Annotated in this window: 26 protein-coding genes; 11 read left to right on the forward strand and 15 right to left on the reverse strand. The window is 65.7% G+C overall.

Going from position 1 to position 19280, the window contains the following annotated elements; translation table 11 throughout:
• Positions 1-82 precede the first annotated feature (82 nt).
• Positions 83-586, reverse strand: coding sequence for an FKBP-type peptidyl-prolyl cis-trans isomerase (locus AC6I6S_RS10000; RefSeq protein WP_497949853.1), 504 nt, complete (start codon positions 584-586; stop codon positions 83-85).
• A gap of 334 nt (positions 587-920) precedes the next feature.
• Positions 921-1538, reverse strand: a complete 618-nt coding sequence (gene engB, locus AC6I6S_RS10005) for a GTP-binding protein EngB (RefSeq protein WP_497949854.1) — start codon at positions 1536-1538, stop codon at positions 921-923.
• 197 nt (positions 1539-1735) lie between these two features.
• Here engB and AC6I6S_RS10010 point away from each other — a divergent pair, with 197 nt between their 5' ends.
• Positions 1736-2263 (forward strand): S-layer protein, encoded by a 528-nt coding sequence (locus tag AC6I6S_RS10010; protein WP_497949855.1) that lies wholly within the window; start codon positions 1736-1738, stop codon positions 2261-2263.
• Positions 2264-2488: 225 nt separating this feature from the next.
• Positions 2489-3781: a TIGR00341 family protein gene (locus AC6I6S_RS10015; RefSeq protein ID WP_497949856.1), complete on the forward strand. Its 1293-nt coding sequence runs from the start codon at positions 2489-2491 to the stop codon at positions 3779-3781.
• A gap of 45 nt (positions 3782-3826) precedes the next feature.
• Here the strand turns inward: AC6I6S_RS10015 and AC6I6S_RS10020 are convergent, their stop codons facing one another.
• On the reverse strand, positions 3827-4810 hold the full coding sequence (locus tag AC6I6S_RS10020; protein ID WP_497949858.1) for an NOG1 family protein: 984 nt from the start codon (positions 4808-4810) through the stop codon (positions 3827-3829).
• Between the two features lie 178 nt (positions 4811-4988).
• Here AC6I6S_RS10020 and AC6I6S_RS10025 point away from each other — a divergent pair, with 178 nt between their 5' ends.
• The gene (locus AC6I6S_RS10025; protein WP_497949859.1) at positions 4989-5348 is read left to right on the forward strand and encodes a DUF5518 domain-containing protein; all 360 of its coding nucleotides are present in this window, start codon (positions 4989-4991) and stop codon (positions 5346-5348) included.
• A gap of 9 nt (positions 5349-5357) precedes the next feature.
• Here AC6I6S_RS10025 and hisE read toward each other — a convergent pair whose 3' ends face one another.
• The 4 genes from hisE to AC6I6S_RS10045 all read right to left on the reverse strand — a co-directional run bounded on the left by hisE (position 5358) and on the right by AC6I6S_RS10045 (position 7142).
• A complete protein-coding gene (gene hisE / locus AC6I6S_RS10030; RefSeq protein ID WP_497949860.1) occupies positions 5358-5675 on the reverse strand; it encodes a phosphoribosyl-ATP diphosphatase in 318 nt (105 codons plus the stop codon).
• Positions 5676-6137 carry a bifunctional nuclease family protein gene (locus AC6I6S_RS10035; protein WP_497949861.1) on the reverse strand — a complete coding sequence of 154 codons (462 nt, stop codon included), beginning with the start codon at positions 6135-6137 and terminating at the stop codon, positions 5676-5678. It lies immediately after the preceding gene.
• A gap of 102 nt (positions 6138-6239) precedes the next feature.
• The gene (pdxT, locus tag AC6I6S_RS10040; protein ID WP_497949863.1) at positions 6240-6854 is read right to left on the reverse strand and encodes a pyridoxal 5'-phosphate synthase glutaminase subunit PdxT; all 615 of its coding nucleotides are present in this window, start codon (positions 6852-6854) and stop codon (positions 6240-6242) included.
• Between the two features lie 126 nt (positions 6855-6980).
• A complete protein-coding gene (locus AC6I6S_RS10045; protein ID WP_497949864.1) occupies positions 6981-7142 on the reverse strand; it encodes a preprotein translocase subunit Sec61beta in 162 nt (53 codons plus the stop codon).
• 162 nt (positions 7143-7304) lie between these two features.
• Between AC6I6S_RS10045 and trxA the strand changes: the two genes are divergently transcribed.
• The 3 genes from trxA to AC6I6S_RS10060 all read left to right on the forward strand — a co-directional run bounded on the left by trxA (position 7305) and on the right by AC6I6S_RS10060 (position 9394).
• Positions 7305-7574 carry a thioredoxin gene (gene trxA, locus AC6I6S_RS10050; RefSeq protein ID WP_497951463.1) on the forward strand — a complete coding sequence of 90 codons (270 nt, stop codon included), beginning with the start codon at positions 7305-7307 and terminating at the stop codon, positions 7572-7574.
• Between the two features lie 152 nt (positions 7575-7726).
• Positions 7727-8200 carry a response regulator transcription factor gene (locus AC6I6S_RS10055; protein WP_497949865.1) on the forward strand — a complete coding sequence of 158 codons (474 nt, stop codon included), beginning with the start codon at positions 7727-7729 and terminating at the stop codon, positions 8198-8200.
• Positions 8201-8287: 87 nt separating this feature from the next.
• A complete protein-coding gene (locus tag AC6I6S_RS10060; RefSeq protein ID WP_497949866.1) occupies positions 8288-9394 on the forward strand; it encodes a PAS domain-containing sensor histidine kinase in 1107 nt (368 codons plus the stop codon).
• 1 nt (position 9395) lies between these two features.
• Here AC6I6S_RS10060 and AC6I6S_RS10065 read toward each other — a convergent pair whose 3' ends face one another.
• From AC6I6S_RS10065 to AC6I6S_RS10075, 3 genes are all read right to left on the reverse strand, one after another.
• Complete coding sequence (locus tag AC6I6S_RS10065) at positions 9396-9776, reverse strand: response regulator (protein ID WP_497949868.1); 381 nt, start codon at positions 9774-9776, stop codon at positions 9396-9398.
• A gap of 47 nt (positions 9777-9823) precedes the next feature.
• Positions 9824-10492, reverse strand: coding sequence for an NADPH-dependent F420 reductase (gene npdG / locus AC6I6S_RS10070; protein WP_497949869.1), 669 nt, complete (start codon positions 10490-10492; stop codon positions 9824-9826).
• 91 nt (positions 10493-10583) lie between these two features.
• Complete coding sequence (locus tag AC6I6S_RS10075; protein WP_497949870.1) at positions 10584-11072, reverse strand: VOC family protein; 489 nt, start codon at positions 11070-11072, stop codon at positions 10584-10586.
• Positions 11073-11159: 87 nt separating this feature from the next.
• Between AC6I6S_RS10075 and AC6I6S_RS10080 the strand changes: the two genes are divergently transcribed.
• A complete protein-coding gene (locus tag AC6I6S_RS10080; RefSeq protein WP_497949871.1) occupies positions 11160-11735 on the forward strand; it encodes a methyltransferase family protein in 576 nt (191 codons plus the stop codon).
• Positions 11736-11745: 10 nt separating this feature from the next.
• Here the strand turns inward: AC6I6S_RS10080 and AC6I6S_RS10085 are convergent, their stop codons facing one another.
• On the reverse strand, positions 11746-11994 hold the full coding sequence (locus tag AC6I6S_RS10085) for a hypothetical protein (protein ID WP_497949873.1): 249 nt from the start codon (positions 11992-11994) through the stop codon (positions 11746-11748).
• 122 nt (positions 11995-12116) lie between these two features.
• Here AC6I6S_RS10085 and AC6I6S_RS10090 point away from each other — a divergent pair, with 122 nt between their 5' ends.
• Together AC6I6S_RS10090 and AC6I6S_RS10095 are read left to right on the forward strand one after the other, a co-directional pair.
• A complete protein-coding gene (locus tag AC6I6S_RS10090) occupies positions 12117-12944 on the forward strand; it encodes a glycerophosphodiester phosphodiesterase (protein ID WP_497949875.1) in 828 nt (275 codons plus the stop codon).
• 69 nt (positions 12945-13013) lie between these two features.
• Positions 13014-13511, forward strand: a complete 498-nt coding sequence (locus tag AC6I6S_RS10095) for a hypothetical protein (RefSeq protein WP_497949876.1) — start codon at positions 13014-13016, stop codon at positions 13509-13511.
• Between the two features lie 89 nt (positions 13512-13600).
• Here AC6I6S_RS10095 and AC6I6S_RS10100 read toward each other — a convergent pair whose 3' ends face one another.
• From AC6I6S_RS10100 to AC6I6S_RS10110, 3 genes are all read right to left on the reverse strand, one after another.
• Positions 13601-15130 carry an FAD-dependent oxidoreductase gene (locus AC6I6S_RS10100; protein WP_497949877.1) on the reverse strand — a complete coding sequence of 510 codons (1530 nt, stop codon included), beginning with the start codon at positions 15128-15130 and terminating at the stop codon, positions 13601-13603.
• Between the two features lie 93 nt (positions 15131-15223).
• Complete coding sequence (locus AC6I6S_RS10105) at positions 15224-16099, reverse strand: TIGR01548 family HAD-type hydrolase (RefSeq protein ID WP_497949878.1); 876 nt, start codon at positions 16097-16099, stop codon at positions 15224-15226.
• An 80-nt stretch (positions 16100-16179) separates the two neighbouring features.
• Positions 16180-16575: a UPF0146 family protein gene (locus AC6I6S_RS10110; protein ID WP_497949880.1), complete on the reverse strand. Its 396-nt coding sequence runs from the start codon at positions 16573-16575 to the stop codon at positions 16180-16182.
• A 39-nt stretch (positions 16576-16614) separates the two neighbouring features.
• On the opposite strand from AC6I6S_RS10110, the gene AC6I6S_RS10115 reads away from it, so the two are divergent.
• Together AC6I6S_RS10115 and AC6I6S_RS10120 are read left to right on the forward strand one after the other, a co-directional pair.
• Positions 16615-17136 carry an archaemetzincin family Zn-dependent metalloprotease gene (locus AC6I6S_RS10115; protein WP_497949881.1) on the forward strand — a complete coding sequence of 174 codons (522 nt, stop codon included), beginning with the start codon at positions 16615-16617 and terminating at the stop codon, positions 17134-17136.
• A gap of 184 nt (positions 17137-17320) precedes the next feature.
• Positions 17321-18097, forward strand: a complete 777-nt coding sequence (locus AC6I6S_RS10120) for a hypothetical protein (protein WP_497949882.1) — start codon at positions 17321-17323, stop codon at positions 18095-18097.
• Between the two features lie 98 nt (positions 18098-18195).
• Here the strand turns inward: AC6I6S_RS10120 and AC6I6S_RS10125 are convergent, their stop codons facing one another.
• The gene (locus AC6I6S_RS10125; RefSeq protein ID WP_497949883.1) at positions 18196-19173 is read right to left on the reverse strand and encodes a DUF7504 family protein; all 978 of its coding nucleotides are present in this window, start codon (positions 19171-19173) and stop codon (positions 18196-18198) included.
• Positions 19174-19280 lie beyond the last annotated feature (107 nt).

Consider the following 19280-nt stretch of genomic DNA (forward strand, 5'->3'; position numbering starts at 1 on the left):
TTCGCGGTTCATTTAACCGGGAGTCCGGCGCTGCACGCGACGGGGAGAGAGCTCGACGCCGTGACGGGGGCACCCGGACACGTCACTCGCTCTTCGTCCGCTCCTCGCGCACCTCGAGCAGCCTCAACTCGATCTCGACCGGGATTCCGGCGAGTTCGTGGTTGAAGTCGACGGTCGCGGCGTCGCCGTCGACGGCGGTGATCCAGCCGGTTCGTCCGTCGTCGGTTTCGACCGGCGTCTCGGGCTCGAGCGGTCCGTCTGTCGTCTCGAACTCCGTGAGCGGAATCTCGACGACCAGCGACTCGTCGTGTTCGCCGAAGGCGTCTTCGGGCTCGAGTCGCGCCGTCGTCTCGACCGGTAACTCATCGGGGTCGGCCTCGAGATCCCGCAGCATTCGATCGACGCCGGGGACGACGTCGCTCTCGCCGACGCGGATCTGGACGGGTTTGTAGTCGCGGTTGTCGTGGTAGATCCCCGCCTCCATCGCGCGGTCGACGTCGGTCGTATCGAACGGCTCGCCCGTCTCGTCGCCGTCGACGAGTCGGCCGGTGTAGTGACAGATCGCGATCGTTCCGGGTTCGACCATACCCGAGACGACCACGGACGGATTCAAGAAGCCACTGCCGGCGGCGTGACGAGACGGGCGGGTAAACACGGAGAGGTTCGAGCGGCCGGGCGTACACGGAAGACTCGAGCGGCCGGGCGCACGGCTCGAGCACCGCGAGAGCCGTGTAACCCGGGGAAAGGCTGGCTTCTTTCTGAACCTTACCGTAAGCGACCGTAGGGAGCGAGCGGACCGACGACCGATGTGAGCGACCGAAGGGAGCGAACGGAAGGAGGAGTGCTTTTGGTCCAGCTTTTGCCGAGGGACGTCCGGTCGCGTGAGCGCGACCGCGACAGACCGCAGCGCAAAAGGTGGCTTAGAAAAATTTGAACAGATCGTCCCGCTGCTGATCGTGGAGGTGCGTCCGGACCGCTTCGTTCAGCGACCCGATCTGGCCGCGCTTGGCGGTGATCGGCGCGATGGTGTCCTGCCACTGCTTCCAGGGCGGGTAGAGCCCGAGTCGGTCACAGAGCTCGTCGAGTCGCTCGTCGCGGTCGTCGACCTTGTCCATCTTGTTGACCGCGACGACCGTCGGAATCTCGAGTTCCTGCAGGAAGTGGAACATCTCGACGTCGTAGGGAATCGAGTCGGGGCCGGAGTGGCGGTCGATGATGTCGACGACGCTCTTGCCGTCGACGACGACGACGCCGACGAGGATCTGTCCGGCGTGTTCCTCGAGATACTGGACGATGTCGGTCTTGATCTGCTCCTGGCGGTCGCGGTCGACGCCGCTCATGAAGCCGAAGCCGGGGAGGTCGGTGATGACGAAGTCCTCGGCGGCCCAGTCGTAGTGGTTCGGACTGCGGGTCACACCGGGTTTGCCGCCGGTGTCGAAGCTGTGACCGGTGAGCTCGCGCATGAGCGTCGACTTGCCGACGTTCGAGCGACCGACGAGGACGACCTCGCTCTCGCGATCCGGGCGGGTATCGAACATGGTCGAACAGTACGCGTGGGCGATGTAATAAGGTCGACGAGGTCCTCGAGCGACGACGGGACGAAAGCCGGCAAAAACGGTACTGTATGTTAATACCACACACTTTTCCGAACGTTCGTTCAGGAATGGGAACCAATCACACGGATCTGTACACGAACATATAAAGTCTTATTACCATTTTCCTCAACTAGTCGTGTATGGATCCGTCCTTAACCCGCCGGAAGTTCGGTGCTGGATTGCTGACAGTAGCCTCCATCGCGGTTGCAGGGTGTACTGGCGACGATGGCGATGACGATGACGCCACCGACGACGCCGGGAACGAGACCGACGACGACGCCGGGAACGAGACCGACGACGCCAACGGCGCCGACGATGCTAACGGTGCCGACGACGAGGAAGAAGACCAGCAGACGCTGACGATCCTCCTCGAGAACGAAGACGGCGAGTCGATCTCGACGGGCGTGATCATCTCGGTGTACAACGAAGACGAAAACCGGACCTGGGAGCTCAGCGGCCCCGACATTCAGGAGGGAGCAGCCGAGACGGATCTCCGTGGTTCGATCGAGGCAACCACCTACGAGGTCTCCGCGGAACCCCAGGCACCGAACGACTTCGAACCCGTCGAGGGCGAAGAGGTCACCGTCGACGAAGACGGCGGCGAGCTCACGCTCACCCTCGAGGGTGCCCAGACCGACGAAGAACTCGACGACGGCGACGACGAGTAAGCCGCTCGACCACGCATCCCGCTGCTGTCTTTTTGACCCGCCATCGTAACCACTGACAGTGTACACCTGCTCACGACCCAGGGGCCGGTACTGGCGGAAACTCGCCAGTGCTGGCCGCCTCGCTGTGAGCAGTGTGTAACCCGTTGCAGTTGTTGCTATCGTCGCGATGTCGTCTCGGTGTCGGCTTCCCTGCAGTTATAACGGTGGCCGTCTTCGGTTCCGTCAGTGCGGCTCGTACAGCTGATGATTCCGACGGGGGCTCGTGAGACGATCCTCGAGACGCTCGAGGATCAGGAAATCGACTACGTCGTTACCGACGAGACGAGCGGGCGGGAGTACACGGGGGTCGTCTACTTCCCCCTGCCAGCGGCGGCCGTCGAATCGGTTCTCGACTCGCTTCACGAGGGGGGGATCGAGGAGGACGCCTACACCGTCGTCGTCGACGCGGAGACGGTGATCTCGCGGAAGTTCGACGCGCTGAAAGAGCAGTACGACAACGGTGACGTCGAATCCGATCGGATCTCGAGACAGGAGCTTCAGGCGGAGGCGGAGTCGCTGACGCCGACGTTCGGCATCTACACGACGATGACGGTCGTCAGTGCGATCGTCGCGACCGCCGGTCTGTTGCTCGACTCGCCTGCGGTCGTCGTCGGCTCGATGGTGATCGCACCGCTGATCGGCCCGGCCCTGGGGGCGAGCGTCGGCTCGGTGATCGACGACGAGGAGCTGTTCGTCGAGAGCATGAAGTACCAGCTGTTCGGGGTGGTGATCGCGATCGCCGCAGCGGCGGTGTTCGCCTGGACCGTCAGGATGACGAACATCGTTCCACCCGGATTAAACATCGCCGAGGTCGACGAAATATCAGAACGCCTCGCACCGGACTTGCTCTCGCTCGCTGTCGCCCTCGGCGCGGGCGTCGCCGGGATCGTGAGCATCTCGACGGGAATCTCGGTCGCCCTGGTCGGCGTGATGATCGCCGCGGCGCTCATCCCGCCGGCTGCCGCGGCAGGGATCGCCATCGCCTGGGGCGCGCCGTCCGCTGCCATCGGCTCGACGGCGCTCGTCTTCGTCAACGTGCTCTCGGTGAACCTCGCCGGACTGTTGACGCTGTGGTACGCCGGCTACCGCCCCGAGAACCTGTTCGAACTCGGCCCGACCCAGGAGCGCGTTCGAAAGCGGGTCGTCGGTCTCGCCCTGATCGTGCTGCTCTTTTCGGTGTTGCTCGGCGGGATCACCTACAACTCCTACGTGAACGCCTCCTTCGAGGAGGACGCGCGGGAGGAGGCACAGCTCGTCCTCGAGGACGAGGCCTACGACGACTACGTCTTCCTCTCGCTCGAGACCCAGATGGACGACGACTATCCGCTGCGAGGGCCGGAGCGGGTGGTCGTCACCATCGGCGGCCCGCCCGGTGAGATCGATCAGGAGCTCGCCGACGCCTTACACGCGCGTATCGCGCAGGACGGCTACGAGGACGTCACGGTCGAGATTCGGTACGTCAACATGGTCGAACGTTAACGCCGGCTCCTGCCGGCCGTGTTACTCGATCGGCAGCCCGGGACGCTACCCCTCGAAGGGGAGTTCGGGCTCGTAATCGATCGCCTCGACCGCCGCCTCGAGCACTTTCTCGACGTTCTCGCCGGTTTCGACGCTCATCTCGTAGTCGGCGTCGACCTCGGCCGTCCAGCGCTCGCGGCGGTCGATCTTGTTCGCGACAGTGAACACGGGTTCGTCTTCGAACTGCGCCTCGATGGCGTCGCGAAGCTCGAGCTGTGACTCGAGCGGGTAGCCACACTCGCCGCTCGGATCGAGCAGGACGAGCACGCAGTCGCCCAGATGCTCGAGGGCGCTGACGGCCTGTGATTCGATCTCGTTTCGTTCCTCGGGCTTGCGGTCGAGCAGTCCCGGCGTGTCGACGATCTGGTAGCGGATGTGGTCGTGTTCGAAGTGGCCGAGGCCGATCCCCTTCGTCGTGAACGGGTAGGAGGCGGTCTCTCCGCGGGCGTTGGTGACGTCGTTGACGAACGACGACTTGCCGACGTTGGGGTAGCCGGCGACGACGATCGTCGGCTCCTCGGGGTCGATCTCCGGCAGGTCTCGCAGGTCGTTTCGGGACTGGTTGATGTACAGCAGTTCGTCGTCGATCTGTTCGACGATGTCCGCGAGTCGGGCGAACGCCTGCTTGCGGTGTTTGCGGGCGGTGTCGACGTCCGTCTTGCGCAGTCGCGGCTGGTACTCCTCGTGGATCTCGCGGGCCTTGCGGCTGGCCCACATCACCTCGGAGAGGCTCTGTCGGAGCCTGTCGACGTCGACGATCGCGTCCGCGAGCTCGTAGTAGAAGGGGTGGACGTCGTCCTCGTACTCGAAGTCGGGCCACGCCGTGACGACGTTCTCGAGATTATCGGAGATGATGTTCGCCGCCGTCTGCAGCATCGACTGCTGGGCGTCGAGGCCCCACTGGGCGTTGCCTGCCCGCGCCGCCCGCGAGAACGCCTTGTCGATCAGCTCTTCCGACGTGGGCGTGGTCGGAAGGTCTTCGAAAATCATGGCTGCGGGTAGGGTACCGGATCATAAAAGACCACGCTTTGTCACCGGGGGCGCCAACAGTTCTCGTGACGCCCCCGAGCACTCCGTCTCGAATCCGCGGGGCTCCGAACAGCCCCATAATAAGTGGTCGTCCCGTACGTGGAGTGTACTTTTAGCGATCCGTGTCGTTCGACTGCGTATGACAAACTGGCGCGCTGTCGGTATCGGCTTCGTGGCGGCGTTGGTGATCAGCATCTTCGGCATCGCCCTGCCGGGACTGGGCCAGCTCACCGCCGGTCTCGTCGGCGGCTTTCTGGCGGGCGCACTCGCGGGTGGAGGACTCATCAGCGGCGCCTGGCACGGCCTGCTCGCCGGGGCGCTCGGCGGGATCATCGGCGGTCTGATCCTCGCTGTCGCCGTCGGCATCGTCGGCCTTTCGCTCGGCCCCATCGGCCCGCTCGCCGGGCTCGGTGTGTTCGCGATCGCCGTCGTCATCGCGATGCTCATGGCCGTAGAGAGCGCGATCGCCGGCGCTGTCGGCGGGCTTATCAATCCCTGAGCGGTGCAGCTATCGGCGCGCCTCGAGCTCCTCGCGGAGGTCCTCGAGATCCAGCCCCTTCATCGAGAGCAGGACGAGCAGGTGATAGACGATGTCGGCGCTCTCGTGGGCGATCTCCTCGTGGTCGTCGTCTTTCGCGGCGAGGACGAGTTCGGTCGTCTCCTCGCCGAGTTTCTCGAGGACGGCGTTCTCCCCTTTTTCGTGGGTGAACAGCGAAGCGGTGTAGGAGTCCTCGGGCAGCATCTCTTTGCGGTCTTCGATCACGTCGAAGAGGGCGGCGAGCGTCTCATCGGCGTGTGGCTCGTGGGTCTGGTCGGTGTTCGTCATCTACAGTTCACTCGGGACGTCACGGATGTCTTCTAGCTCGTCGAACTTCTCGCTGTCGTCTCGGCCGCTCTCGAACACCGATTCGGTGACCTCGATCGGGGCGTTCGTCCGGGCCGCTAGCGCGAGCGAGTCGCTCGGGCGGGCGTCGATCACGACCGAATCCCGCGGCGTCTCGACGTGGAGGTCGGCGATGTAGGTGCCGCCCTCGGCGGTCTCTTCGATCTCGCTGACGACCACGCGGTCGATCCGGCCGCCGAGTTCCTCCATCACGTCGAGCAGGAGGTCGTGCGTCATCGGCCGTCCGATGTCCTCGGCCTCGAGGCCCTGGGCGATGCTCGTCGCCTCCTGAAAGCCGATGAAGATCGGCACGACGTCGTCCTCCCCGTCGACGGAGAGAACGAGTACCGGCACCGGTCCCTGTGGGGTGCCCGCCACGCGCACCGAATCGATGGCTGCGTTCATACGCCGACTCATGCGAGCGAGTGAGAAAAGTCTGTACACTGCGAGGTCATCGCACGCCGAATCCGGTTCCGTCACCGAACGCAGCCGGTCGCCCAGGCTCCGTTACTCGAGAGCGGCCGGTTCGGTTCCCGGTGTCTCCGGGGCGAACAAGGCCAGTTCGTGCAGGCGGCTGTCGTCGGTGAGTTCCGGGTGGAACGACGTCGCGACGATCGGCCCGTCGCGGACGGCGACCGGGCGGCCCTCGACTGACGCGAGGATTTCGGCGTCGCCGACCGAGTCGATCACCGGCGCACGGATGAACACCGCGGGGAACGGCTGCTCGAGACCGTCGATCTGGAGGAGCGCCTCGAAGCTATCCTTCTGGCGACCGAAGGCGTTGCGCTCGACGGTGACGTCGATCAGGTCCAGGGTGTCGACGCGGTCGTCTCCGGCGTCGCCGGCGGCGACGATCAGTCCTGCACAGGTCGCGAGGAGGGGTTTTCCCGCGTCCACGTGCTCGCGGATCTCCGGGGCGATACCGTCCTCGTGGAGCAGCCGCGAGATGGTCGTCGACTCGCCGCCGGGCACCGCGAGCAGATCGCAGTCCGGAACGATCCCCGACTCGCGTATCTCGCGCACCTCGAGCTCTCGGCCCTGGTCCGTTGCCGCGCGTTCGATCGCGGCGACGTGCTCCGCGACGTTCCCCTGGACGGCGATGACGCCCGCAACCAGTGTCATGTGTCGGGGTATGTAGGGCGACAGGAAAAAGTTCGCGACGCATCGCTGCGGGTGGCAGCCCGTTGAATTGCGCGAGAGAAACCCGTGGCTGTCGGTGCCCGATACCGAGACCGTTCGGCGGCGGGATTATGAGACGAACGTCAGTAACTGAACGAGCAGTCCCATCAGAACGCCGAACGCGATGACCGTCTTCGGGTCGATACGGATCGCATTCGAGTCCTCGGCGTCGAAGTACCGGACGAGTCCGGCACTGGACATCAGCCCGCCGGTGTTCTGTCCTTTGTCCATACCCGCCCTTGTGTTGCCCTCGAACTAAAGCTTTCGACGAAAGTCGATTCTCGAACCGCCCGCGCGTCGATCCCGACCGGCAGCCTCGGCTCCGGACTGGCGGCAAACGGACACGGGTGGGAAACCCTTATGCGCGACCGGCGGAAACTATCGATGAACGGCATGACTGTTACGCTCAAGGACTTCTATGCGGACTGGTGTGGCCCCTGTAAGACCCAGGATCCGATCCTCGAGGAACTCGAGGAGGACTGGGAGGGCAGGTTCAGCGTCGAGAAGGTAAACGTCGACGAACAGCAGGATATCGCCAACGAGTACCAGGTGCGGTCGCTGCCGACGCTGATTATCGAGAACGACGACGGCGTCGTCGAGCGCTTCGTCGGCGTCACCCAGCGGGAGGACTTAGAGGACGCCCTCGAGTCCGCCGGCGCGTAGCGGGATCGCCCGCTCACTGCAGACGCGAATCCGGCGCGGTCCCCCTCCGTTCTGCGAAGCGAACCCTTGGTCATTCAAGCCAGCAGCATCACATTCTGAAGGACTGGAATAACCGTTTTATTTCTCGATTCGGTAGATGGTGGTATCCGCATATGAGCGAACGACGCAATGACGCCGTTCGCGATAGTCCAGAACCCGAACACAGATCATCCCCGCAGGGATCCAGGCAAGCGTCGACGACGACCAGCCCGACCGGTGAAGCGAAGGCGACGGTCCTCGTCGTCGAGGACAGACGCTCGCTCGCCGACGCCTACATCTACTGGTTCGGCGACCGGTTCGTCGTCCGAACGGCGACGTCGGGTGCCGACGCCCTCGAGCAGTTCGACGACACCGTCGATGTCGTCCTCCTCGATCGGGGACTTCCCGACGTGAGCGGCGGCGAGGTGTTGTGCACGCTCAGAGAGAACGGGAGCGACTGCGCCGTCATCGTCGTCTCCGCTCACGAACAAAACGAGGCGTTCCGCTCCCTCGAGTACGACCACTACTTCGAGAAACCGATCTCCGATCCCGGTGCCGTGATCGACGCGGTGGAGTCGGCGGCCGAGAGCCACGCCGAGGGCGACTGAGTCGACGACCCGGTCGGGTCGTTGGCGGTCGGGTCGTTGATACAGAAAGGCCCGAATTTATGTATTTCCACTGAATAACGGAGAGGCATGGCCGACTCGCGTTTCGGTGAGCGTCCCCTCGAGGCGATCTACGAACGGACGCTCGACTCGTTACCGATCAACGTCGCGATTCTGGACACGTCCGGCGAGATCGTCCAGACGAATCGCTCCTGGCGTGAGTTCGGTCGCGACAACGATATCGCGATTCAGGCGAGCACCGTCGGGGTGAACTATCTCGAGGTCTGTGACGCCACCGACGACGAGTACGCAACGCAGGCGGCCGCTGGCATCCGTCGAGTGATCGCGGAGGACGAGGAACTGTTTACGTTCGAGTACCCGTGTCACGCGCCCGACGAGAAACGCTGGTTCCTCATGCGCAGTTCCTCCTTCGAGAGCATGGGCGACCGCTTCGTCGTCGTCGCCCACATCAACATCACCGAGCGAAAGCAGGCCGAACTCGACGCCCAGGCCCGGGCGGACGAACTCGAGGAGAAACGCCAGAACCTGATGACGCTCAACCGGGTCATCCGCCACGACATCAGAAACGAGATGGACGTCATCATCCGCTGGGGAGACATCTTAGAGATGGAACTCGAGGAGGAGAACCCCGGCCTCGACTACATGGTGACGGCAGCCGACGAGACGGTCCGACTGACCGAAACGATCGGCAACCTCGTTACGGAGGTCAACTCCTCGGACGATCTGCCGCTCGAGCCGATCCCGCTCCGGCCGATCCTCGAGAGCGAAGCCGAGAAGGCGCGGGCGAAAAACCCCGCACTCACCGTCACCGGGATCGAGGACGTGCCCGCCGAACTCGCCGTCGAAGCCGACGAGATGCTCTCGTCGGTATTCGTCAATCTGTTCAACAACGCCGTCTCTCACTCCGACCGTGACGAACCCACCGTCGAGGTGGCGTATACGCGAGATCGCGGGGAAGTGACGGTGACCATCGAAGACGACGGGCCGGGGATCTCCGACGAACGAAAAGAGCGCGTGTTCGGGCGCGGCGAGAAGGGGATCGAAAGCGACGGCACCGGACTCGGACTGTACCTCGTCGAGACGACGGTCCAGCGATACGACGGCACCATCTCAGTCGAAGACGCCGAGCCGCGAGGAGCGCGCTTTCGCGTGACGATTCCCGAAGCGTTCCAGTGAGTCAGGCTCCCGACGGCTCGCCACCGTCGACGACGCGGGTGAGCGTCTCGAGGACCTCGTCGTAGTTGTTTCCAGTTTTGAGCAGGTAGGCGTCGTACTCGATCGAGGGAGCGTCCTCGGCGGAACGACTGCCCGACACCAGCACGATTCGCGGATCGAATCCGTCGGCCCGGGCGCTCGTGACGAGGTCTTCGCCGTTGATATCGGGCATGTTCCGGTCGACGAGCAGAACGTCGACGTCCTCGTCGATCAGGGACAGTCCCTCGGACCCGGAGTAGGCGGTGATCGTCTCGTACTCCGTTTCCAGGTCGATAATAGTCGAGTACGCGTCCGCAAGCGCTTGCTTGTCGTCGATTACCAACACCGTGACACCGTCGCTCATCTACAACTGGTTGCGACCAGCCGACGCTAAATCTTCTGCTTTCGTGTTCAGTGGAACGTCACGCCGACGTCGTGCAGGTCGTCGTTGTATCGGGCGATGTTGATGACCAGCGGCGTGACGCTCTCGACCTCGGCAGCGTTCGCGATCGGGCCGGCATCGAGGGCGCGCAGCCCCTCGATCCCCTCCGCAAGCAGTCGGACGGTTTCTTTTGCGTCCGAGTCGTCGCCGACCAGGAGGGTGTCGAGTTCGAGGTCGACGTCGAGGTTCGCGAGTCGGTCGGCCGCGAGGTTCTGGAAGGCGCCGATCACGGGGACGCCGTCGGGGGCGCGCTGATCGACCAGCGCGGTGACGCTCCCCGCCGACGGCGGGTGGTAGTGGAGGCCGTCCTCGTCGCCTTTCATACCGACAGCGGGGGTGACGAGGATCGTTTCCTCGTCGAGTTTCTCGGAAATTGCCTCGACGGTGTCGCCGACGTGATACGGCGGGACGGCGAGGACGACGACGTCGGCCCGGTCCGCGGCCATCTCGTTGGTGAAGCCCTTGACCGTCCGCTCGAGGCCGCGGCTGTCGAGTTCCGTCTCGTACTCCTCGGCCATCGTCCGGGCCTTCTCGGGGTCCCGGGAGCCGATCAGGATCTCGTGGTTCGTATCGAACGCCCAGCGCAGCGCGAGTCCCTGCCCGATGTCGCCGGTGCCGCCGATTAGTGCAATTCGCATACCCGTACCTGCGGACGGGGGGAGAATAAATGGGGTGGAACGCGGTGGTATCGGCCGCCGGCTGCTGTCTCTTCCGTCGTCGCCGCGACCGTCAGTAGTCGCCCTGATTCGCGTAGATTCGCTCGTGGCTGTGCGTGTAGATCTCGAGGAGGTTCCCCCAGGGATCCTTGCAGTAGGTCATCCGGTACTCCTGATCCGGAAACAGCTTCCAGATCTCGGTGTGGTGCTCGCCGCCCGAATCGTCGATCTCCTCGGCCAGCGCCTCGATTTCGGGATCGATCACGCAGATATGGAAGTAGCCGGACTCTCTGGGATCGGGATCGTTCTCGCCGCGGTCCGCGTCGAACTCGAACAGTTCGAAGCCGAGCTGGTTGCCCGTCGCCATGTGACCGATTCTGACGGTGTCGAACTCGCCGAGGACGTCCGCACAGAGCCGCCCGATGTGCTCGTCGCCGTGGTCGATCTCGAGCGGCCCCATCACCGGCTCGAATCCGAGAACGTCCTCGTACCACTCCATCGCCGCGTCGATATCAGGGACCGTGATGCCGACGTGTGCCATTCCGCGCGGATAGTCGTGCATACGATCTCGTCCAACGGCTTCGGATAAGGGAGTTGAGCCTGCAGCGACACCAGCCCATTTATGCCTCCCGGGTGGGTAGCACCGGCGATGACCTCCCTGCGCGTCATCGCGAGAGTCGGCGCGTTCACGGTCGGCGTTCCGGTCGTCCTCGCCGCCGTCGTTCCGTTCGTGCTGGCGCAGATGACGCTCTCGCCGCTCGGCCTCGACGAGCTACTGTTCGGGAGCGCGTTTCCGGTGTCGGTCATCGGTGCACTCCTGATGGGACTCGGCGTGGTCTGGTATACGCTCGCGTTGACCGCGCTGGTCGCCGCCGGTGCGAGCGCGCCGATTCCGATCGTCGGCCGACGGCTGCTGGTCGTCGAGGGGGTTTTCGCCCACCTCCGGAACCCGATGCTCGTCGGCATCGTCTGCTACGTCCTCGGGGCGGGACTCTGGCTCGACTCGACGGCGGTCGTCGGCTACGCGGGCCTGCTCTGGACGGCCTTCTTCCTGCTCGTCAACGGCTTCGAGGAGAAACGACTCGAGCGAACGTACGGCGATCGCTACAGTCAGTACTGTGCGCACGTCCCGCGGTGGATTCCTCGGCTCCGGCCGTACGAGGAGGCGGCGGCCTCCTCGTCGACAGAGGGCTCGAACGCGGGCGAGTACTCCCGGTCGGACTGAGCCACCGATGTCACGGGGCGTCGTCGTCCTCCGGGTTCATCGCCGCCCCGAGATCGCCGCCGTAGGCGTCCCGTTCGCTCACCTCCCGGAGCCGCTGCTCGATCCGGTGGGACAGCTCCTCACGGCGACTCTCGTCGACGTCTTCGAGTCCGCGGAGTCGCTCGCGGGCGTCCCGGAGCACCTCGAGCGCCGCGTCGGTTTCGAGTTCACTCGCCCGCTCGAGGTCGGCCTCGATCGACTCGAGCGTCGGTTCGGTCATACACTCCCTTCGTCGCCCGGGCGTATTACCGTTGAGCCTGTGCTGTCAATGCGGCCGGGTAGCGCGGACGCGGAACGTGCGGACAGGAACACACAACTTGGCGCGATTCCTCTACCGACGTAATGTCCGAGCCGACCGTCATCGCCCACCGCGGCTACGCGGGTGTTGTTCCCGAGAACACCGTCGCCGCGGCCGAGTTCGCCGCCACCCGTGGCGAAACCGGGATGCTCGAGATCGACGTCCAGCCCGCCGCCTGCGGAACGCCGGTCGTCTTCCACGACGACCGCCTCGACGGCGACCGCGACGGCCGTCCCGTGACCGACGGCGAGGGACTGGTTCGAGAGACCGCTCTCGAGACGCTCTCGGAGCTGAGCGTCCTCGAGAGCGGGGAGCCGGTGCCGACGCTCGAGGCGTTCTTCGAGGCGCTCCCCGACTCCGTGGGCGTCAACGTCGAACTCAAGAGTCCGGGCGCGACCGGCCTCCGTCCCGGCGAGGCGCTTCCCGAGGCCGACCGCGCCGACCGGCGGACGGTGTGGGCACCGTTTCTCGAGCGCGTCGTCGCGACCTGCGACGCCTTCGGCGGCGAGATCCTCTTCTCGTCGTTCTGTGAGGGTGCAATCGCGGCCGCCCGCGAGGTCGCCCCCGAGTATCCCGCCGCGCCACTCTGCTACCACGATCTCGAGGCGGGTCTCGAGGTGGCCCGCCGCCACGACTGCGAGGCGATCCACCCGCCGCGAAACGCGATCACTGGAACGGCGCTCGTCGGCGATCCCTACGGCAACGTACCGGCCGGCCAGCCGGAGATCGACCTGCTCGAGATCGCCCACGGTGAGGGTCGCGCGGTGAACGTCTGGACGATCGACACCTGGGTGCAGTTCGACCAACTCGCGGCGGCGGGGGTCGACGGGATCGTCGTCGAGTACCCCGGATTGGGGCGAGTGTCTGGGTAGGTTCCCGAAACTACAATCGATCTTTTACCTGGCAACGGAGCTATACGTCGGGGTAGCTAACGCGTTGCCATGAACCGTCGCCAGTTTCTCCTCGGGGCTGCGGTCGGACTCGGCGGTGGCTACCTCGGGTGGAACCGGTATCGCTTCCCGTCGACGCCGGCCGGTGTCTCCGTCCGCACGCGCTATTTCGAGCGAGACGTGCTCGCTCCGGACGCCACAGACACGGGCGGACTCCCCTCGCAGGCGGTCTCTCACACCCGTTTCGCGGACGTGGAAACCGCGACCGGCGAACTCGCGGATCTCGAGGCGGTCGTCGAGTTCCTCGACGAAACCGAGTTCGACGACTCGTACGTCGTTCTCGTCCAGACCGGAATGCAGTCAGAACCCGACCTCGAACTGAAATCGATCGCGCGAATCGACGGTGGGATTCGACTCGAGGTCGGCGTCGATGCGCCGCTGCTCGGCGTCGACGACGATCTCGCGACGCACTCGCTGCTCGTCAGGATCACCGACGAGGAAGCCGGCGTCCCGAAAACTATCGACGTCGATATCGACGGCTACGTCTGATACGGTCTGCTGTAACGATTTACCGGCGCAATCGCAGGTCGGCTCACGGCCGCGCCGGAAATGACGTACAGTAGTCCGTATGACTCTGCTCACTCTCGTCGCGGGAGGTCCTCGGTCGCCGGCCCCTCGAGCAGCGTCCCGTCGGGGTCGAACCGCGAGCCGTGACAGGGACAGTCCCAGGTGCACTCGGCGTCGTTCCAGTCGACCAGACAGTAGGTGTGGGTACAGACCGCCGACACCGTGTGGAGGTCGCCGTCGTCGTCGCGGGCGGCCGCGATGGGGTGGGTGCCCTCGCGGAACACCCGCCCCTCGCCGGGGTCGAGCGACTCGAGGTCCGGTCCCAGCAGAGTCCGAAGCCAGTCTGTGGCGAACTGGCTCGCGGCGTCGGCGTTCTCGGTGACGGTCTTCGAGAACGAGGTCTTCGGCGTGAACCGCAGCGGGTCGAACAGCTCGAGTTCCGGGCGGTCGGTGCCGGCGATTTTATCGGCGAGCAGCCGGCCCGCTGCGGTGCCGTTGGTCATCCCCCAGCCCCGAAAGCCGGTGGCGACGTAGACGTTCTCGGCGCCGGGGCCGGCGCGGCCGACGAAGGGCACCCTGTCGGCCGTCCGGTAGTCCTGGGTCGACCACCGGTAGTCGATCGAGGCGACGGGAAAGCGCTCGCGCGCCCAGCGGGCGAGCCGGCGGTAGCGCTCCTTCGTCGAGCCGCCCTGTCCTGTCTTGTGGTTCTCGCCGCCGACCAGGAGGAGGGTACCGTTCTCGTCGCGGTGGGTTCGCACCGAGCGGTAGGGATCGCCCGGGCGGTAGTACATCCCCTCCGGCGGGTCGCCGTCGAGACGAACCCCCAGGACGTAGGAGCGTTTCGGGTACATCCGGGTGAAGTAACCCGCCCGATCGAGGATCGGAAAGCCGGTCGCGAGCACGACGTGATCCGCCTGCACCCCGCCGTCTTCGGTCCGCACGCGACAGGGTGTCCCGCCGGAAACGTCGGTGACTCGCGTGTGTTCGTAGATTCGCGCCCCCTCGTCCTCGTACAGTTCCTCCGCAACGGCGAGCAGGTACTTTCGGGGGTGAAACCAGGCCTGGTCGTCGAACCGGACGGCCGCGCTCGCTCGCTCGAACGGGGGGACGGAGCGAACGAGCGAGGCCTCGAGGCCCGCCCGCTGTGCCGCGTCGGCCTCGCGTTCGATCTCGTCGGGGCTGTCGCTGTAGAGGTAGGAGGGCTGGCGCTCGAACCCGCAATCGATCTCCAGATCCTCGATTCGCCGCTCGACTTCGTCGATCGAGGCCTCGTTCACCTCGGCGTACCACTGCGCTTCCCGGACGCCGAACTCCCGTCGCAGGTGGTCGTAACACAGCCCGTGCTGGCTCGTCAGCTTCGCCGTCGTCTTCCCGGTAACGCCTGCGGCGACCCGGTCGCGCTCGAGGACGGCCACCGTTTTTCCGCGCTCGCGCAACTGGATCGCCGTCGAGAGGCCGGCGATCCCCGCGCCCACGACGGCGACGTCGACGCCGAGCGTCTCCTCGAGTGCGGGGTAGCCCGCGTCGGGCGTCGTCGCGAGCCACGGCGACGTCGGCTCGCCCGGCAGGTCGTCACCGCTTCGGGTGAATTCGTCGCGCATGTGTCGTGATAGCGAGCTACACCGATGGCGACTAAAAAACGGGCGGGCGCACTCGCCGGGTGGCCGGTATCGCCCTCACCGTCGAAACCTCCGCTACTTCGCGAGCAGTGCCGGCAGGTCGTTCACCGACTCGAGGACCGCCGCGGCTCCTTCGGCGTCGTACTTTCGACGCCCCTCCTCGCCGGTTAGTCCGCCCGTCAGCACGCCGATCCCGCGGTACTCGCGGTCCGGGTCTGCTTCCGCCGCGTTGACCGCCGTTCGCACGTCGTCCAGCGTGTCGCCGACGAACGCGACGGTCTCCGCGCCGAACCGCTCGGCGAGGGTCGTGAGCGCCCGCGGGTGTGGCTTCCCCTCTTCCCAGTCGTCCATCGTGAAGCGGTGCTCGACGGCGATCGCGTCGCCGAGGCCGACCCGCTCGAGGGCGATCTCCGCCTCCGGCTCCGGGCGTCCGGTCAGCACGCCCACGTCGTAGTTCTCGGTGAGTCGCTCGACGGTTTCGGCCTCGAGGATCACCGGCTCGTCGTGGATGAATCCCCGCGTCTCGAGGTCGGGCTCGCCGCCCTCGAGCCCGCGGTAGAGGTCGGCGCCGAGGTACAACTGCTGGAAGACGTCCCGGAGCGCCTCGCGATCCCATCGGTTACGAATCCGCTGGAGCGCCTGGGCGCCGAGTTCCTCGCGGACGACGGCCTGGGCGGCCTCGAGCCCGCCGCCTTTCGCGGCGATCTCGTCCGTGAACAGCTCGATCGAGCCGCGGTAGCCCTCGCCCGTTGCGAGCACGTAGAGGGCGGCGGCGTAAGTGAGCTCCCAGTCGTTGTTGAACCCGCCTGCGTCTTTGAACCGCTGGATGTCTTCGCGGCGGATCGTCCGGTCGTGCAAGCGCTCGACGGACTCGAGGATCGCACGCCGGTAGGAGTCGGCGACGTCCACGAGCACTCCGTCGATGTCGAGAACTACGGCGTCGACGTTCATACGCGGGATACGGTACCACCGGGAGTAAAGTCCGCCGGGTTCTCTCGCGGGATGGTGACGGCGCGGCTCCCGGCCGGCGCTCACGGCGCGGCGACGTACAGCGTCTCCCCCGGAAGGGTTTCGCGGCGAACCGGCACCGCCGGTTGATCTCCGCCGAGGGTGGTAAACAGGAAGTCGGCGTCGACGCGTCCGGCGACCTCGAGCGCCGGCCGGTGAAGCTCCGGCGGAAGGTTCCGTGCGAAGAGGGCGTCGGCGCCCTCGTAGTGCTCGAGGGCCGGTTCGACAACGTCGTCGACGACGAACCGGACTCCATCGGGAACGTCGCGGGGGTGAACGTCTGTTGCGGTGACGGAAACCCCGCGTTTCGTCAGCGCCGCCGCGACCTCGGGCCGTCGTCCGATACCGATCTCGACGACCCGTTCGTACCCCTCCAGATAATCACAGATTGCCTCGAGTGTCCGACGAGAGTGCCCCACGGCGGGACGTTTATGCCGGGGGCCGGCATAGAGGTTGCTATGCTCGTCGATATCGTACCGGTCGGCAACGTCCCCGCAGAGGTCAAGCGGGCGGGCTCCGCCGCGTTGCGATCGGTGTACGACTGTGACGTCGTCGTCAACGACTCACAGTCGATCCCCAGCGGTGCGTACGATTCCGGGCGCAACCAGTACTGCGCCGAGACGTTCATCCAGCTCGCAGAGCGCGTCGGCCGAGGCGACAAGAACATCGCGATCACCCCTCACGATCTGTTCTACCGCCGGCGAAACTACGTGTTCGGACTCGCGTACCTCGACGGCAGCGGCAGCGTCGTTTCGACCTATCGGCTCCAGACCTCCTCCGATGGGGGGTTCTCGAACAAGAGCGCCGCGGACATCTTCGAGGACCGCGTGCGCAAGGAAATCGTCCACGAGATCGGCCACACCTACGGCCTAGAGCACTGCGACAACCAGCGCTGCGTGATGAACTTCTCGCCGACGGTTCGCGAGGTCGACATCAAAGAGGAGAACCTCTGTGGGAGCTGCCAGCGTCACGTGAGTTGAGCGCTCGAGACCGTTTCAGTGCGTCCCCCCGCCGTCGCCTTGTCCGCGGCGGCGGCAACCACTTAATGCCGGGACACCGTACCTCCAGACGACCGGACGTGACCCGGACAGCTACCAGTCGACCACGAGCAGTCGGCCAGCAGCGACGCCCTCGCTCGCGCCGGTGGCGCCCGGCGGTGGTTCCGTGACCGACCGGGACGACGACGCCGGCGATATCGAAATCGAGATCGAACGCGAGGAGTCGAGGCCCCGCCGCTGGCAACGAACCGACGAGCGCCGCGGCGACGCCGACCGGAGCGGGGGCTCACTCGAGCCAGCCGACGACCCTGCCGAGCGACTCGGCGACGAACTCGGTCGGGTCCACCTCCGGACGACGCCCGAAGGGTACGTCGAGGGCCGGGTCACGGATCTCGAGTCCCTCGACGCGACGACGGTTCGGCTCACGGTCGAACTGCCACACGGCGAGCGGGAAGCGTTCGACCTCGAGAAGCCGATTCCGTGGTCCGAGGAGTTCCTGCTCGCACGGATCGTCGAGGACGTCGGCTACGAGGCCGCCTCGATCGGCCACCTGGTCGATGAGCCCATCTACCTCGTTCGCACCGACATCGGCGAGGAGGCCGAGCGATCGCGGGACTGGTGGTCGCTCTCCGTTCGAACCGCCGGAAACGCGATGCTCGCGTCGCTGAGCGACTCCCTTCGCCTCGAGGACGACCGCGCCCCCGAGTGGCGCCTGGTCGACCCGCTCGAGCGGGTCGACGAGTCCTCGTCGGGGCTTTCGAGGGAGTCCGTTCGGCCGATCGCCGTCGGCGCGGTCCTCCTTGGTTCGATCGCCGCGGTCGTCGGCGCGGCCGTCGGGGCCGCCGGCGATCCGGCGGTTTCGGCGACCGCGTTCGGTTTCGCGCTACCGGGACTGAGTCTGGTGGTCGGCGGACTCCTCGCGCTGGCTCACACGACGGAGTGAATCGAGATGTCTCGCCGCGACGAACACGTCCGCATGTCGGCTCATCCGTCCGCGTGTCGGCTCACCCCTGCCTTCGCGCGCACCGACGGCAGCGCCGCTCACTTCCCGCTCTCGAGGTCGGCCGCCACCGCGAGAAACGGCGAGAGGTCGTCGATAGCCGCCAACGGTTCTACCGTTCTCTCCCCGCGGCGGACCGCGACGAAGCCGTGGTCCTCGAGTCTGGGAATCTGGACATGATGGAGATCCGCGTGGACTTGCGCCAGAAGCTTCGACGACGGGTCCCCCGACGCTGCCTCTCGGGCGGCGACGTCGAACGCGAGATCGGCGACGGCAACCGGTCCTGACGCCCGTTCCAGGTCGGCAAGCACCTGTCGTCGGCGGGAGGAACTGAGGACGGCAAACACCTCGTCGAGAGGGCGGTCGATCGTGATCGAACCTTCGGAGACGCGCCTGACACCGGGTAGCGTGGGAACGGTCGTTTGTCCGTCGCTGTCCACGCCGATAACGTGATCGAGCGCCGAGGCGAACGACGCGATCGTCAACTCGTCGGCGTCGTCGTCGAGAACGAAGTAGCCGGTTGCCCCCGCTGTGCGGAGTCGCTCTCGGAGGCCGCGAACGAAGCCGACCGCCGCCTCGAGGTCCGTAGACGAGCGGAGTTCACAGAGTGAGTCGACGTACACGACGGGCGATCCTCCCGAGTCGTCGTGGTGCCGCTCCTCGAGGATGGTGTCGAGAACGGCGGAGAGCGACGACAGGTCGTCTCGCTGCTCGACGGCGTGAACGGACGGGCCGACCGAGTGACACCGTTTCGAACCCGGTGCGACGGTCGCCGTCGACCGCGTAGTTTCGCCGACGACGACGAGCGTCGCGTCCGCCGGCCACGGGCCGACAGCGCCGACCCAGTCGTCGACGAACCGTTCGGCGGGCCGATCGTGCGAGACGACGAGAAGCGGGTCCCCTACAGTACCGCAACCAAACAGCGACTCGAGACACGTCGATCGGTTCGTTTGTGATCGAAGCGCGTGGACGAGAGCGGTCCGTCGGCCGCTCTCGGGCGAGAGCACGTCCCTGCTCATCGGAGTTCCCCTGTCATAATATGATCGTTCGATCGATAATGATCTCTTTCGGTAATCGCCGACAATGGTAATAAAAGTATATCTCGTGAGGTGAACTGTCCCGAACG

This window comes from Natrononativus sp. DTA114 (assembly GCF_059736515.1).